The sequence below is a fragment of the bacterium genome (genome assembly GCA_035529855.1).
GTDB lineage: Bacteria > RBG-13-66-14 > B26-G2 > WVWN01 > WVWN01 > WVWN01.
Genome location: DATKVX010000007.1, coordinates 14,570 through 30,463, shown reverse-complemented (window position 1 = coordinate 30,463; position 15,894 = coordinate 14,570). Strand labels below are relative to the sequence as shown.

14 protein-coding genes and 1 tRNA gene are annotated in these 15,894 nt (G+C 61.6%); 12 read left to right on the top strand and 3 right to left on the bottom strand.

The genetic code is table 11. The features are described 5' to 3' along the window. The first annotated feature begins 8 nt into the window (after positions 1-8). The 8 genes from VMX79_00700 to VMX79_00665 all read left to right on the top strand — a co-directional run bounded on the left by VMX79_00700 (position 9) and on the right by VMX79_00665 (position 8,588). Positions 9-977 carry a 6-bladed beta-propeller gene (locus VMX79_00700; GenBank protein ID HUV85614.1) on the top strand — a complete coding sequence of 323 codons (969 nt, stop codon included), beginning with the start codon at positions 9-11 and terminating at the stop codon, positions 975-977. A 97-nt stretch (positions 978-1,074) separates the two neighbouring features. Continuing rightward, the gene (locus VMX79_00695; protein HUV85613.1) at positions 1,075-2,052 is read left to right on the top strand and encodes a 6-bladed beta-propeller; all 978 of its coding nucleotides are present in this window, start codon (positions 1,075-1,077) and stop codon (positions 2,050-2,052) included. Between the two features lie 97 nt (positions 2,053-2,149). Further along, on the top strand, positions 2,150-3,115 hold the full coding sequence (locus tag VMX79_00690; GenBank protein HUV85612.1) for a 6-bladed beta-propeller: 966 nt from the start codon (positions 2,150-2,152) through the stop codon (positions 3,113-3,115). Next, positions 3,116-4,387 (top strand): lipoprotein-releasing ABC transporter permease subunit, encoded by a 1,272-nt coding sequence (locus VMX79_00685; GenBank protein HUV85611.1) that lies wholly within the window; start codon positions 3,116-3,118, stop codon positions 4,385-4,387. Then, the gene (locus VMX79_00680; protein HUV85610.1) at positions 4,380-5,066 is read left to right on the top strand and encodes an ABC transporter ATP-binding protein; all 687 of its coding nucleotides are present in this window, start codon (positions 4,380-4,382) and stop codon (positions 5,064-5,066) included. The genes VMX79_00685 and VMX79_00680 overlap by 8 nt, the downstream gene beginning before the upstream one ends. Before the next feature lie 93 nt (positions 5,067-5,159). Then, positions 5,160-7,610, top strand: a complete 2,451-nt coding sequence (locus tag VMX79_00675; GenBank protein ID HUV85609.1) for an ATP-dependent Clp protease ATP-binding subunit — start codon at positions 5,160-5,162, stop codon at positions 7,608-7,610. A gap of 139 nt (positions 7,611-7,749) precedes the next feature. Continuing rightward, positions 7,750-8,070, top strand: a complete 321-nt coding sequence (locus VMX79_00670; GenBank protein ID HUV85608.1) for a DUF3467 domain-containing protein — start codon at positions 7,750-7,752, stop codon at positions 8,068-8,070. 2 nt (positions 8,071-8,072) lie between these two features. Beyond that, positions 8,073-8,588, top strand: coding sequence for an HIT domain-containing protein (locus VMX79_00665; GenBank protein ID HUV85607.1), 516 nt, complete (start codon positions 8,073-8,075; stop codon positions 8,586-8,588). A 32-nt stretch (positions 8,589-8,620) separates the two neighbouring features. Here VMX79_00665 and VMX79_00660 read toward each other — a convergent pair whose 3' ends face one another. Together VMX79_00660 and VMX79_00655 are read right to left on the bottom strand one after the other, a co-directional pair. Next, the gene (locus VMX79_00660) at positions 8,621-10,744 is read right to left on the bottom strand and encodes a tetratricopeptide repeat protein (protein HUV85606.1); all 2,124 of its coding nucleotides are present in this window, start codon (positions 10,742-10,744) and stop codon (positions 8,621-8,623) included. A 190-nt stretch (positions 10,745-10,934) separates the two neighbouring features. Continuing rightward, positions 10,935-11,006, bottom strand: a tRNA-Glu gene (locus VMX79_00655). 131 nt (positions 11,007-11,137) lie between these two features. On the opposite strand from VMX79_00655, the gene lnt reads away from it, so the two are divergent. From lnt to VMX79_00635, 4 genes are all read left to right on the top strand, one after another. After that, positions 11,138-12,688 carry an apolipoprotein N-acyltransferase gene (gene lnt, locus VMX79_00650; protein HUV85605.1) on the top strand — a complete coding sequence of 517 codons (1,551 nt, stop codon included), beginning with the start codon at positions 11,138-11,140 and terminating at the stop codon, positions 12,686-12,688. A 39-nt stretch (positions 12,689-12,727) separates the two neighbouring features. Further along, positions 12,728-13,975, top strand: a complete 1,248-nt coding sequence (locus VMX79_00645; GenBank protein HUV85604.1) for an inner membrane CreD family protein — start codon at positions 12,728-12,730, stop codon at positions 13,973-13,975. An 86-nt stretch (positions 13,976-14,061) separates the two neighbouring features. Beyond that, positions 14,062-14,883, top strand: coding sequence for a HAMP domain-containing sensor histidine kinase (locus tag VMX79_00640; protein HUV85603.1), 822 nt, complete (start codon positions 14,062-14,064; stop codon positions 14,881-14,883). Next, the gene (locus tag VMX79_00635) at positions 14,867-15,025 is read left to right on the top strand and encodes a hypothetical protein (protein HUV85602.1); all 159 of its coding nucleotides are present in this window, start codon (positions 14,867-14,869) and stop codon (positions 15,023-15,025) included. Before VMX79_00640 ends, VMX79_00635 begins: the two co-directional genes overlap by 17 nt. 45 nt (positions 15,026-15,070) lie before the next feature. Here the strand turns inward: VMX79_00635 and VMX79_00630 are convergent, their stop codons facing one another. Beyond that, complete coding sequence (locus tag VMX79_00630; GenBank protein ID HUV85601.1) at positions 15,071-15,778, bottom strand: sugar transferase; 708 nt, start codon at positions 15,776-15,778, stop codon at positions 15,071-15,073. Between the last annotated feature and the right edge of the window lie 116 nt (positions 15,779-15,894).

The following is a 15,894-nucleotide window of genomic DNA, read 5'->3' as shown; positions in this document are numbered from 1 at the left end:
ACGAGGTTATGAAACACATTTATTATATCGCGACGGCGCTCGCGTCGGCGCTGCCCACGGCCGCGGCGGCGACGTACGTATACGAAGGGCAATGGGGCCGGTTGGGTACGGGCCACGGCGCGTTCACGGAGGTCTCCGGCGTCGCGGTGGCGCCGAACGGGAACGTTTACGTATCCGACCGGCGCAACGATTGTATCCAATACTTCACGGCCGGCGGCAGTTACCTCGGGAAGTGGGGGACGCCGGGAAACGGGCCCGGGCAATTCGACGGGCCGTACGGCCTGGCCGTGGCGCCGAACGGAGCGGTATACGTCGCCGATACGGATAACGACCGCGTCCAATACTTCACCGCGGCCGGCAGCTACCTCGGCCGGTGGGGCCGGCCGGGGTCAAGGGCGGGGGATTTCGATACGCCCCTCGGCGTCGCGGTCGCGCGCGGCGGGAACGTCTTCGTCACCGACGCCGAGAACGACCGCGTACAACGGTTCACCCCCAACGGCGGTTACCTCGGGAAGTGGGGCCGCAGCGGCAAAGGCGACGGCCAATTCGACTTCCCCACCGACGTCGCCCTCGCGCCGGACGGCCGCGCGTACGTGGTCGATGCCGCCAACGCCCGGGTCCAATATTTCACCGCGTTCGGTACGTTCCTGGGCAAATGGGGTTCGCTCGGCTACGGCGAAGGCCAATTCTTCTACCCGAAAGCCATAGCGGTCTCGGGCGACGAGCGGGTATTCGTGACGGAGGATTTCAACCACCGCGTCCAGCATTTTACGACGAGCGGCAGCTTCCTGGGGACGTGGGGTTCGCTCGGAAGGGGCGGCGGAGAATTCAACGAACCTCGGGGCGTCGCGACGTTTAACGACGGCAAACGCGTCTACGTCGCCGATACGGATAACGACCGCGTCCAATTCTTCCGGCGCGTGGCATACGGCGTCGAGCCGTGCTCGCTCGGGCGCGTCAAAGCGCTTTTCGAATGATTTTTACCTTTCGCCTTTCCTTCCGGAGAAGGGCGGCGGGGGCGCTCTTGAACGAAACCGTACGACGGCCCCGCCATTTAACCGGGGAGGTTCGAGTATGAAAAAGATAGTCACGACAGCGGCCTTACTTCTGGCCACCGCGGCGGCGTTCGCCGAGTTCGCGTACGAAGGAAAGTGGGGTGCGCAAGGGTCCGGTGAAGGCCAGTTCGACCACCCGTGGGACGTGGCCGTCGCCCCCGGCGGCCGCGTTTTCGTTACCGACCGCCACAACCATCGCGTCCAGTACTTCACGGCGACCGGGAGTTACCGGGGGAAATGGGGGGCGTACGGTACCGGCGCGGGCAAGTTTCGCTTTCCCTCCGGGGTCGCCGTGTCCGCGAACGGCGTATACGTCGGCGATTCGCTGAACCACCGGGTCCAACGTTTCACCAACGCGGGGAGTTTCCAGGGCTCCTGGGGCGAACGCGGTACCGGCGAGGGCGAATTCAACAAACCGCTCGGGGTGGCCACGGCGCCTAACGGCAACGTATACGTCGTCGACGCCGGCAACTGCCGCGTCCAGTACTTCTCGCCGGCGGGGAGCTTCGTCGGCAGCTGGGGCGCGCCGGGCAACGGCCCGGGCCAATTCGACGAGCCCCGGGGAATAGCAGTAGGCGAAAACGGCACCGTTTACGTAGCGGACGCCGGGAATCACCGCGTGCAGCGTTTTTCCCCCGCCGGAAGCTTCGTAGCGTCCTGGGGCACGCGGGGAAGCGGCGACGGCCAATTCGACACGCCGTGCGGCGTCGCCTTCGGCCCGGGCGGGAACGTGTACATCCTGGATTGCTACAACCACCGCGTCCAATACTTCGCGCCGGCCGGCAGTTTCCTCGGCAAGTGGGGTTCATTCGGAACCGGCGACGGCCGGCTCAATTACGCGTGGGGCGTCGCCGCTACGCGGTGGAGCCGCGGCGATACGTCGACCGTACGAGTCTACGTTGCGGATACCAACAACAACCGCGTCCAGTATTTCAAAGACCTCCAACCCGCGGTCGAGCCGACGTCGTTGGGGCGCGTAAAATGCCTATTTAAATAAACAGCGTACCGGGTACCACGGTAACCTCTCACCACGCCTCCGGCTCAGAACGCCTTTCACGTCGGGCCGGCAGCCACAGCTGAACAAAGGACGAGAAATGAAACGAGTACCGACGCTAATCATTCTCTCAATTGCTATGGCCGCGGCCGCCCCGGCCGAGTTTAAATACGCCGGTCAGTGGGGCTCACCGGGAACCGCCGCGGGAGAATTCAACGCGCCGACGGGGATAGCCGTCGCGCCCAACGGCAACGTCTACGTCGCCGACGAGTTCAACCACCGCATCCAGTACTTCACCGCCGCCGGCAGTTTCCTCGGCCGGTGGGGCTCGCGCGGTTCCGGCAAAGGCCAATTCGTTTACCCCTCGGACGTGGCGGTCGCCCTCAACGGCAACGTCTACGTAGCCGACTTCGACAATAACCGGGTCCAATACTTCAAACCGAACGGCGCGTACCTGGGCCAGTGGGGCGAGTTCGGCATCTTACCGCGTTTCTTCGATAAACCGCACGGCGTCGCGGTGAACCGCGGCGGCAACGTCTACGTGGCGGATACCTATAACAATCGCGTGCAGTACTTCACTCGAGCCGGCAGCTTCCTGGGCTCCTGGGGTACTAAAGGCGCCGCCGACGGCCAATTCGACCAACCCATTAGCATCGCGGTCGCGCCCCACGGCAACGTCTACATCGCGGACCGGCTCAACAACCGGGTGCAGTACTTCGACGCCGAGGGCGTCTTCCGCGGTAAATGGGGCACGAAAGGTTTCGGCTGGGGGCAATTCGAGTACCCCTCGGCCATAGCGGCCGGCCCCGATTACCGCATCTACGTTACCGACTACTCGTGGCACCAGGTCCAGTATTTTACGGCCTCCGGCAGCTTCCTCGGCAAATGGGGCAGTAAGGGGACCGGCGACGGCGAATTCAACTTCCCCGACGGCGTCGCCATCTCGCCCGCCGGTACGCGCGCGTACGTAGCGGATACCGGCAACAACCGCGTCCAGTACTTCAAGCGCGTCGAGCCCGCAATCGCGCCGACGTCACTCGGGCGCGTGAAAGCTTTGTTTAAGTAAATGAAAAAATCGTTCGAGCTCTTCGTCGCGCGGCGCTACCTCACCGCCAAGGGGAAGGACGCCTTCCTCTCCGTCATAACGCTCATATCCGTCGGCGGCGTGGCGGTGGGCGTTATGGCGCTCGTCGTCGTCATCAGCGTGATGAACGGCTTCGAGATCAACTTGCGCGAGAAGATCCTCGGAACCACGGCGCACATCACGGTCCTCCACGTAGGCCGCGAAGGCATCACCGACTACCCGACGGTGGCGACCGAAGTCGAGCGAGTGGAAGGGGTCGAGGCCGTGGCCCCGTTCGTCTTCGTCGAGGGAATCCTCTCGTCGAAGCACGACTCCATCGGCGCCGTCATCCGCGGCGTCGACATGGCGAGCCACCGCGATATCTCCACCATCGAGGATAAAATCGTGGAGGGAACGATGGACTTCGACGTCGCGAAGAAGTCCCATCTCGAGCCCAAGTTGGGCGGATACGTCCCGCCCGACGACGGCATCGTCCTCGGCGTCGAGCTCGCCCGCAACCTGGGCGTCGACCTCAACGACACCGTCACGCTCATCTCGCCCCAGGTCATCTGGAACCCGCTCGCGCCGGTCCCGCCCAAGATGAAAAACTTCCGCGTTGTCGGCATCTTCGACGTCGGCATGTACGAGTTCGATTCTTCCTTGGCCTATATAGACCTCGAGACGGCCCAGGAATTCCTCGCCATCCCCCGCAAGGTCAACGGCTTGGAGGTCCGGGTCGACGACGTCTTCGACGCGCCCGCCGTCTCGGCCCGCATCAACGAGGCCGTCGGCCTGCCCTACTTCGCCCGCGACTGGACCGTTACCCACGAACAGCTCTGGACCATGTTGGCGCTGGAAAAGCACACCATGTTCGTCATCCTCACACTTATTATATTGGTCGCGGCGTTCAATATCCTCTCCACGCTCATCATGCTCGTCATCGAGAAGACGGGCGAAATCGGCATTATGAAGGCTATGGGTGCGACTAACGGCGCCGTCGTGCGCATCTTCGTACTCAACGGGCTCATTATTGGAACGGTGGGGACGGCGCTCGGCCTGGCCGCGGGCTTGGGGCTCTGCCGTGTTCTCCTAAAGTACCAATTCATCGAGTTGCCGGCGGAAGTATACGCGCTGCGGACGCTGCCCGTCGTCGTCCAACCCCTGGATATTTTATTAATCTGCGTCGTGGCGCTGGCGATAAGCGTAGCCGCGACGATATACCCGGCCTGGCGCGCGGCGCGGCTCGAGCCGGTAGAAGCGATCCAACATGAATAACGTCGTCGAAGCGCGAGGGCTCCATAAATATTACCGGAACGGCGACCAGACCTTAAAAATCCTGGTGGGGCTGGACCTGGGCGTGGCCGCCGGCGAAACGGTGGCCGTCGTGGGCGAATCGGGCGCCGGCAAAACGACGTTGCTCAACTTGCTCGGCGGCCTCGACAAACCTACGGACGGACAGGTGCTCGTGGACGGGACCGACATCTTCGGCCTGAAAGACGCCCGGCGCGCCCATTTCCGCAACCGCCGCGTGGGGTACGTCTTCCAGTTCCACCATTTATTGCCGGAGTTCACCGCGCTCGAGAACGTAATGATGCCGCTGCTGATAGGCCGGGTGGATGCGGCGGAAGCGGAGCGGCGCGCGCGTACGTACCTCGAGGCGGTGGGCGCCCGCAAACGCGAAACGCACCGCCCCGCCAAGCTATCGGGCGGCGAACGGCAACGGGTAGCCGTTGCCCGGGCACTCGCCGCGGAGCCGGCCGTGGTCCTGGCCGACGAACCTTCCGGCAACCTCGACGAACGAACCGCGGAGAGCCTGCACGACCTTCTCTTTGACCTCAACGCGCGGCTGGGACAAACCTTCGTAATCGTCACCCACAACCGCGCGTTGGCCCGCCGATGCGCGCGGACGCTGTCGTTGGAAGGCGGCGTCTTATACGACGCCGGAATTCCTTGAACCTTGCGGCGGTTTTCGAAAAGTGGTATAATAAGTCGTAAAAAGTAAAAATGAAAACCGAACCGAAACCCTCCCCTTTGACCCTATACGAAGATGTTAGATAAATTCACCGCCCGAGCTAGAAAAGTAATCCTCATCGCGCGAGAAGAGGCGACGCGCCTCCACCACGACGCGGTCGGCACGGAGCACATCCTCCTGGGCCTTATTCGCGAAGGCGACGGCGGCGCCGCGGCGGTCCTGCGGAAGTTCGGCCTTTCGCTGGAGATGATCCGGCGCCAGGTCGAAAAACTCGTAGCGCCCGGCGGCGGCATGCGGACCGTGGGCGACATCCCGTTTACGGCGCGCTCCAAATCCGTCATCGGCCACGCCGTCGAAGAATCGGGCTTGCTCAATCACAATTACGTGGGTACCGAACACCTTCTGCTGGGAATAATACGGGAAGGCGAAAGCGTCGCGGTCAAGGTCCTTACCCACCTCAACGTCGACCCGGACGACCTTCGCCTCGAGGTCATCTCGAGCCTGGGTACCGGCGAGAAGACGACGCGGGCGCGCCGCCGCAAATCGAAGACGGCCGTGCTCGACGAGTTCGGCCGGGACCTCACCGCACTCGCCCGCGACGGCGAGCTCGACCCCGTGATCGGACGGGAAGACGAAATCGAACGCGTCATCCAAATCTTAAGCCGCCGCAAGAAGAACAACCCCGCACTTATCGGCGAACCGGGGGTAGGCAAGACGGCCATCGTGGAAGGGCTCGCCCAACGCATCGTCGAGAACAACGTCCCGGAAGCACTGACCGGGAAGCGCCTGCTAACCCTCGACCTGGCCGCGGTCGTAGCGGGGACCAAATACCGCGGTCAGTTCGAGGAACGGATGCGGATGGTCGTCGAGGAGATACGCAAAAACGAGGGCATCATCATCTTCATCGACGAGCTCCACACCATCGTCGGCGCCGGCGCCGCGGAGGGAGCCATCGACGCCTCCAACATGCTCAAACCCGCTTTGGCGCGCGGCGAGCTCCAGTGCATCGGCGCCACCACCCTCTCCGAATACCGCAAGCACATCGAAAAAGACGGCGCGCTCGAGCGGCGGTTCCAGACCATAATGGTGGACGCCCCGTCGGTCGAGGAGACCATCGAAATCATCCATGGGCTACGGGACCGGTACGAGGAACACCACCACGTCAAGGTAACCGACGACGCCGTCGTCGCCGCGGCGCGGCTGGCCGACAGGTACATCTCGGACCGCTACCTCCCCGATAAGGCCATCGACGTCATCGACGAGGGCTGTGCGATGGTACGGCTGCGCCATTCGACGCTGCCGCCCGACATCCGCAACCTGGAGGCCAAGATGGCCGAGATGCGTACCGAAAAGGAAGCGGCCATCGAGCGCCAGGAGTTCGAGACCGCCGCCCGCTACCGCGACCGCGAGCGCGAATACCGCCTGAAGGTGGAAGAGGCCAAGGAGCGGTGGCGCGCCCTTACCGAACAGGAAGAGAACGTCCTCACCGTGGACGACGTCTCCTACATCGTATCCAAGACCACCGGAATACCCGTCGACCGGCTCGAGCAGGAGGAGTTCGAAAAGCTGCTGAGGATGGAGGACGACCTCCACAAACGCGTCGTGGGCCAAGACGAGGCCATCGGCGTCGTAACGCGAGCCATAAGGCGCAGTCGGCTGGGCGTCAAAGACCTCAAGCGGCCTATCGGCTCCTTCATCTTCCTCGGCCCGACGGGCGTCGGCAAGACCGAGCTCGCCAAAGCGCTGGCCGAATTCCTGTTCGAGGACGAGGACGCGATTATCCGCGTCGATATGTCGGAGTATATGGAGAAGCATACCGTTTCGCGGCTCGTCGGCGCGCCGCCGGGTTACGTCGGCTACGAGGAGGGGGGCCAATTAACCGAACGCGTCCGCCGTAAACCCTATTCCGTCATTTTACTCGACGAGATCGAGAAAGCCCACCCCGACGTATTCAACGTGCTTCTGCAAGTTATGGAAGACGGCCGCTTGACGGACAACATCGGCCGCACGGTCGATTTCCGTAATACGGTCATCATTATGACGTCGAACCTCGGCGCTCGCCAAATCAAGGACGGCGGGGGCATAGGGTTCGGCGCCGCCCCCGGCGAGGCGACGTACGGGGAAATCAAGAAGACCGTAATGACCGAAGTTAAAAAACTCTTCAACCCGGAATTCCTGAACCGGGTCGACGAGGTTATCGTCTTCCACCCGCTCGAAAAGACGCACTTGCGCGCCATCGTAACCCTCATGATCAACGAGCTTAAAACGCGGCTCGAGGAACACATGCTCGAGCTCTACTTCACCGAAGACGCCAACGAGTTCCTGATGGAGAAAGGTTACGACCCGACTTTCGGCGCCAGGCCTCTCCGCCGCACGATACAGAAATACGTGGAAGACCCGTTGGTCGAAAAGTTGCTCCGCGAGGACATCAACCCGGGCGACACGGTAGCCATAGACGTCGGCGCCGACACCGACCAACTCTCCCTCGAAATCGTAAAAACACTCACCGGCGCCGAGCAAAGCTAACCGTACGCCGAGGTTTCGAATTTCAACCCCCACCCATCAATACCGCGCCGAACTAGGGCGTAACGCCCGCAGCTCGTAGAAACGGCATCCGGGAAAACGCTCCGCTCGAGCCGCGGCGTACTCGCCCACCGGAGGGACTATGGCCGACGAAAAGAAGAAAAAAGCGGAACCGGAACGCCCGTTAATCGAACCCGAAATCGCCGACGAGGTGGCGGACGGCACCTACGCCAACGTAGCCCAGATAGTTTTTTCGCCGGCCGAATTCGTCTTCGACTTCGGCCGCGCCGTACCCGGGCGGGCCGGCTTTAAAATTATAAGCCGCATAATTACGACGCCGCTGCACGCCAAACAATTCCTCCTCACGCTCACCGAGAACGTCTCGCGCTTCGAGGACCAGTTCGGCGAAATTAAGATCCCTCAGCGACCCGAACCCGGCGGGCCCGAAGGCTTCAAACAATAACGGTGGAGAACCGGCCCAACCTCTTCGTCCCCGGTAAAACGGAATACGTCCAAAAAAGGGGCCGCCGCCCCTCGGGCCGGTGCATCCTGTGCGACGTCGCCCGGGGCGAGGGCGACGTCGCGAACCTGGAGCTCGCGCGCGATAACGGTTTCATAATTACGCTCAACCTCTACCCTTATAACCCGGGCCACCTGATGATTTTCCCATCCCGCCACGTGGAAGACCCGCGGGAGCTCGACGCCGAAGAGCACGCCCACCTCGCGCGGCTGCAGAACTTGGCCCTCGACGTTATCTCGGGCGAATACGACCCCGGCGGCTTCAACGTCGGCTACAACGTCGGCGCGGCCGCGGGGGCTTCCATCGCCCACCTCCACCTCCACATCGTCCCGCGGTACCCGCGGGAACTGGGCGTCGTGGACATCCTTTCCGGTACGAAAATCGTTATCGAGGACCCGGTCGAAACGCGACGGCGGCTGCGGGGCGCTTTCGAAAAAGCCCTCGAAAAAAGCCGCGGCTAGCAAGGCCGCGGCTTAAAATTTATACCCTTACCCTACTCGAAAGACACGCCGGCGTCGCGTTCAAAGGCCGGGTCGCGGGCGCCGCCCAGGGATAAATAATTCCGATAGGCCGCGCGCGCCCGCTCGATCTCCCCCACCTTGCCGTACGACGCCGCCAAAAAGCCGAAGACCTCCGGCGACGTCGGCTGGAGCTCGACCTCTCTCTCGAAATACTTCAGCGCGCCCAGGTAGTCGCCGTTGTTGTAATAAACCCGTCCGATGATTAGGCCCGGGCCCGGCAGGTTAGGATTCGCTTCCATCGCCGCCTGCGCGTACTTCAGCGCCTCCCCAACCCGCCCTATTTGCAATTCCAGCTCCGCATGCCTATGTAAGACGGCCGCGTCGCCCGGCAACAATTCCACGACGCGGCGGTACGCCAGTTCGGCCCGCCGGAAATCACGCAAGCCGATATATACTTCGCCCAACTGCGTCCAGGCCTCGGCGTACCCCGGCTCGAGCTCGACCGCGCGGTGCAGCGACGGCAACGCCTGCTCGAGACCGCCACCGTGAATCAGAGTGATCGCCAAGTTGTAGTGCATCTGCGCGTTATGGGGGGCGACCACCGTCCCGCGCCAAAAAGTCTCAACGGCCGTGTCGAGCTGGCCCAAGCGTTCGTACGTGACGCCGAGCATTATGAAGCCCTGGTACATTTCCGGCGTAAGCTCGGTAGCCTTTTTCAAGTACGACACCGCCATCTCACACTCGCCCTCGTCGAAATAATATTTACCGTAACGATAATAGGTCTGGCCGAAAGCATTATCCCGCCTAATATCGGGCGGAGGCCACATCACTAAAGCGCCCAACGCAACCGCGGCCGCCGTCAACGCCGCGGCAGGCCGCCACCGCCAACGCCGCCAAAGGTCGTACCACCGCACAAGGCCGGCGCCGGCGAAAGTTATGAGCATAGGGACCATCGGCAACCGGTAGCGCGCCGAAATGAAGAAAACCAGAACCGATAACGCGTACGTTATTACGAAGAGCGCACCCGCGGTCCGAGCGAAACCCGACCCGCGCCACCCCACCGCTAAGCCGATAACCCCGAACGGCAACACGAACCCGAACCAAGGAACCTGTACGCGGTGCAACGGCGAAATGAACTTCATAAAATAGAAGTCGACGTTCAGGCTTACTTCGTAATCGTTAAAGAGAAATCGTAATTTGCGCCAGTACAACCTCGCCGCGTCCGCCGGGTAGCGCCGGAGCCACGTCAAGCCTTCCGATAACCACCACCGTGAAACCTCGGAGGGTTTCATCTCGCCGCCCCCGTACTCCTCCGCCAGGAGGGTAGCGAGGTCCTTATTTAGCTCGGCGGGCCTGCCTTGATACACCTCGCCCAGGTTCCAATATACGCCGGTGGCGCCGGGCGAGTTGCCGAGGTAGAAGTTAAGCCCTCCCTGCGACGAGATCGGAACGAAATCGCCGCCCACCACGCCGTTCCGCAGCGTCACCACCAACACTATTACCGCTATCGGCGCGAAGTAGGCCCCGATTCGTCGCCACCCCAACCGCTTTACGTAGATTAAGAAAAGCGGTACCGCCGCCGCGACGAAGACCAGCAGGTTCGTACGGTCCAAAATCGCCAAACCCAGCAGCGCCCCCGCCCCCGCGAAATTCCCCCACCGACCCTCCACCCCGCGCGCCAACAGATAAAACGAGCCCGTTATCAAAAATACGTCCAGCGACACCGGCAGCACGAACGAGCTGAAAAATATCGCCGGAAGGTACAGCGCCCATATCGCCCCCGCCACCTTCGCCGCCCTCTCCCCCAGCGCCCGCCGCGCGAACCCGTAGATGAACAGCGCCGACCCCACCTCCAACCCGATATGCACGAAACGCACCACCGTCAAGTGCGGCCCGATGAGTCGGTAGATTATCCCCAAAAAGTACGCGTACAGCGGCCCGATGAAGAATACCTCCTCCCCGCCAAGCCAATCCCCCGACGCTATCGCCTGCGCCCAGTTGTTGAAGAAAAATGCGTCGGGTATATGACGGAGGTAGCCGAAGAACGGGTCCTGTACCACGGTCGCCAGGTACACGGCTCGCGTCGCCAACGTCGCGGCCGCCAACGCTAACGGCCAACGGTTTTTCACTACCCAATCCTTAAATTTGGGATTCACGCGCAAACTCCCGTAAAATTGAAGCCCCTCGCGGGGGCCGTTGCCATTACCACCAGCTTTTATAGCCTATGTAGGCCAAGCTGTCAAGCGTTAACGCCCGCCCTCCCCCCGAAATGCCGGGGTCGGACGGCTTTTAAAACCCGAGCCCACGCCGCGGCTCCTAAAAAAAGCCCCCTCGAGCGGAGGCCGTTAGCGCTACGGGGATTCGAACCCCGGTCTGATGGCTGAGAACCACCTATCCTAACCCCTAGACGATAGCGCCACGCTCTTTATATAACTCAAACGCGGCCGCGTGTCAAGAGAGGACTACGCGGGCGCACGCATACCTATAACTAAGGTTTACGGGTAGGCTTTTTTCTGGTATAAATACGTATACTTAAAGACCGGCCAAACGTGACCCAACAAAGACGTAAACTCTCGAGCCGCGACTTCCTGCTGGCGATCTTCGCCGCGGCGGTCCTCACGCTCGCGTTCCCGCGCTTCGACGTCGAGGCGTTGGCGTTCGTCGCGCTCGTGCCACTGCTCGTCGCCTTCGAGGGGTTAAACGTCCGCCAGGGCGCGTGGCTGGGTTACGTCTTCGGCCTGCACTGGAACGTCTTCCTCCTATACTGGCTGTCGCCGGCGACGACGGCCGGGTTCATATGCGCCGTCATCTACCTAGCTCTATACCAGGCGCTCTTCGGCCTCCTGTACGTCGCGGCCCGGCGGTACGGCCGGCTGCCGGCGCTGATTTGCGCGCCGGTGCTTTGGGTCGCCGTCGAATGGCTTCGCTCGGTCGGTTATCTCGCCTTCCCCTGGGGCTTGCTGGCCCATACGCAATATAAATGGAACCTGCTGATACAAGTCGCCGACGTCGCCGGGGCCTGGCCCGTGTCGCTCGTAGTCGTCGCCGTCAACGTCCTCGTATATTATATCCTTAAAAACCGCCGCCATGTCGCGACGTGGCTGCGCGCCGGCGGCGCCACGGCGGCGCTGTTGGGCGCGCTTTGCCTCTACGGCGCGCTCGCCCGCGTCACGCCCGACGAGGGACAACCCATCCGCGTCGCGGTCCTCCAACCCAACATCGACCAAGACGTCAAGTGGGACCCGGCGTACCGCGACCAGACGATGCAGGTACTCGTGGACTTGAGCTACGAGGCGAAGCGCGAAGGCGCGACGTTGATAATCTGGCCCGAGACGGCGACGCCGTTCTACCTCTTCGAGGACCCGTTCTACCGGGAAGTAGTCTACGACGTCGCCGCGGATTTATCGGTCGACCTCCTCACCGGAACCGTCGAGCGGCAGCCGAGGCCGAACGTCGTCCGCGGCCGCGACCATTACCGCTATAACGCCGCCGCGCTCATCACGCCCGCTCGAGCCGTAGCAGGCCGCTACGCCAAAGTCCGCCTGGTGCCGTTCGGCGAACATATTCCGTGGGAAGCGGACGTGCCGGCCGTTACCGAGACCCTCTTCGCCGACTCCGGCGACTTCACCCCCGGCCCGGGCTGGGAAGTCATCCGGCCCTCCGGTTACGAGCTGGGCTGCCTTATATGCTACGAGGCGGTCTTTCCCGACATATCGCGAGCGTACGCGCGGCGGGGCGCGGACTTCCTCGTCAACATCACCAACGAAGCCTGGTTCGGCCGGACCAACGCGCCCTACCAAACGTTATCATCCGCCGTCTTCCGCGCCGTCGAGAACCGCAGCTGGTACGTCCGCGCCGCCAATACGGGCGTAACCTGTTTCATAGACCCCAACGGCCGCGTCGTACGTAAGTCGAAAATCTACATCCGCAACCAGCTGACGGACGACGTATACCACCGCCAATACCTCACATTTTACGCCCGCCACGGCGATTGGTTCGCTTACGTAGTCGCGGCGGCCGCGGCCCTTATCTGCGGCTGGACGCTATTCAGCGTCGCGAAGCAATATTGGCTGTCACGGCGACGCCGAGCGGACCACTAATATCCGAAATCAATAATAGGCCGTAAGGAGGTCGTACCTATGACCGTACTCAGGACCATCGCCATAATATTCATCTTCTTCTGCTCGGTCGTAGCATGGGTCGTCCTCGGCGGAACCCTCGTACACCGGACCGACAAAGCGAAAGAATTCGGCGCGGACGCCGTAGGCCAGCTCTGGGGTACGGAGCAACGCCAACGCGCCCCCCGCTTCTACTACCTGGTAGCGCGCGAAGTCGAGGTCGAAGCCGCCGAAGGCGAGAAACCGGGCAAGGTCGAAAAGAAAGTAGTCGAGGAACCGGTTTTCGTCGAGCCGACCGGCACGAAAGTCGACGTCGACTTAAAATTGGAACACCGGAAGAAGGGCCTCTTATGGTTCAGCACGTACGTCGTCGACTACCGCGCCGAGTACAACGTCGAAAACGATACGTCGGCCCCGCGCACGGTCTTCGTCGATTTCTCCTTCCCGGCGACGAACGCCCTCTACGACGACTTCACGTTTCGCGCTAAAAACGAAGAGGTCGAATTCCCGCCCAACGCCGCCGACAGCATCACGGCCTCCTTCGAGGTCGCCCCGGGTGAAACGGCGGACGTCGTAATCGGCTACAAATCGCCCGGCCTCGACCGTTGGGTTTACTCCTTCGCCGACGGCGTCTCGCGCGTCCGGGACTTCACCCTCAACGCGCGTACCGACTTCGACGACGTGGACTTCCCGGAGGGGTGCGTCTCCCCCACCGCCAAGGAGAAGACGGCCGACGGGTGGCGCCTGACGTGGCAGTACAAAGACCTGGTTACCGGCTACCAGCTCGGCGTCGAGATGCCCAAGAAACTTAACCCGGGCCCCATCGCCAGCCGGATGTCGTTTTTCGCGCCGATCTCGCTCTTATTCTTCTTCACGGTCCTGTTCATAATATCCGCGGTCAAAGCGGATAAAACCCCGCCCCTCCACCCGATGAATTACTTCTTCCTGGCGGCGGCGTTCTTCGCTTTCCATCTCCTCTTCGCGTACCTCGCCGACCACGTAGGCATACATCTGACGTTCCTGGCGTCGACCCTGGTCTCGTGCGCGTTGGTCTTCATTTACGTCGCGATGGCGCGCGGCGCGCGTTACGCCGTCGCGTACGCGACGTTCCCGCAGCTCATGTTCCTGGTGCTGTTCTCGTACGCCTTCTTCTACCCGGGATACACGGGCCTCATCATAACGGTCGGCGCCGTCGCCACGTTGGCGGTACTCATGTTCGCGACGGCTCGCGTCGATTGGGCGGCCAAGTTCGGCGCTAAGCGCAGCTGAAATAAGGGCGCCGCGTTTGGCGCGGCGCCTTTTTTTTGTTATAATGTCAAACGGTAAAAAGGTTTAAACGCCGAAAAGGCGCCGTTATGTCCGAAAAGCTCAAAGATGACCCGACCGAAACGGCCACCGCCCGGGGAACCACGGGGGCGTTGCCGGTAGAAACCGTATGCCCCGACGAAGAGCGGCGCTACGACTACCTACTCACGCTGGTTCACGAGTTCCGCAACCCGCTGACGGCCTTGGCCGGCGCCGTCGACATCCTGGAAGACGAACTCCGGCCTTACCTCGACCCTAAAAAGCGCGAGTTCTTCGACATAGTGGAGGTCAGCCTCGCCCGTTTGAACCAGATGCTCGACGAGATGCTCGAGCTTACGGCTCTCGAGGGGCGCGAGATCGAGCTAAACTACGACGTCGTCGACGTCGCCGCGCTGTGCCGGGACGCGCTCGCCGAGTACGAACCGCGCGCCAAGGTTTTTAAGGTCAAGTTAAACCCGGTGCAGGCCGAGGGCGAATTACCTAAGGTCGAATGCGACCCCGAACTAATAACGAGAGTCATCGCGAATTTAGTATCCAACGCCGTGAAATACAATAAACCGGGCGGCGAAGTCGACGTATCGTTATCGGCTCGAGAAGGGAACCTCCGCGTCGCCGTCGCCGATACCGGGACCGGCATCCCGAAAGCGGACTTCGCCAAAGTGTTCACGCGCTTCTATCGCGCGCCGGAGGTGCGCCAGCGGAAAATCGCCGGCACCGGCCTGGGGCTCGTCATAGCCAAAAATATCGTCGAGCTCCACGGCGGCGAGATGTCGTTCACGTCGCGCGCCGGTCGCGGCTCGACTTTTCGGTTTACGATACCGGTTAAAAGCGTAGGAAAAATCGGCACCGAAAGCGATGGACGCGGTCGATAAAAAGGGGGTAAGCAGGCGTTCTTTTCTGGGGTTGCTCGCGGCCGCGGCGGCCTTCCTGCTCGCCCGGCTGCCGGGTCGGCGAAACGACGGCAAGCCTACGAAAGCTCGCTTTTGGCGCCGGCTGGGGGACGATAAAAAATAACCTGTTTCGGACGCACGTTGAAACGGGCCCGACGAAGGCCCGGTTTTATTTTTTACGGTTTGCGGGAGGTACGATTCTAGCCAGGGGGAATAGCTTCGTCGCCCTACCGAAGATCTTAAAAAGGAGCGCGATCGGCGTATACAGGATCAACAACAAGTCCTCCCGGAAGGACCACCTGGCGACGTACTCCAGGTCCGACGCGATCTTGTCCGCCAGGACGTTATCGACGTAATCCTCGTCAATATTGACGGGAGACAGGAACTCCTCCTCCGCGATATAACGGATCTGGGTCGGGCCGGTTAGACCCGGACGAAAATTTAAGATCCTGCGTTGTTCCGGCGTAAGGACCGACATGAAACGCGGAAGGTCAGGCCGCGGCCCCACTAAGCTCATTTCGCCGCGCACGACGTTAAAAAGGTTGGGGAGTTCGTCGAATTTCGTAGCGCGCAGGAAATTACCTACGCGAGTTATACGGGGGTCGCCGGCACCGGTGACGTCAGGCCCGCGTTTAGGCGCGTCTTTGACCATCGTCCGGAACTTGTAAATGAAGAAGGGTTTACCCACTCTACCGATCCTCTCCTGACGGAAAAAAACCGGGCCGCGGGTGTCAAACTTAATGAACAACGCGATGAAGGCCAAGAACGGCGAGACGATTATAATAGCGACCACGGCGGCCACGAAATCGAACACCCGCTTCAAATATTTATAACTGAAGCCGAATTTGAACTCCGTTTGCAGGACTACCTTCGCCACGTTACCGATTATAAGAGCGGCCCGGCCGGTTGTCAATTTATTAGCCTAAAAAACGCCGCCGCCCAATCCCGTTGACCCGGAACCGACGGTTTTGTTAAAATCTACCAAAGGGAATA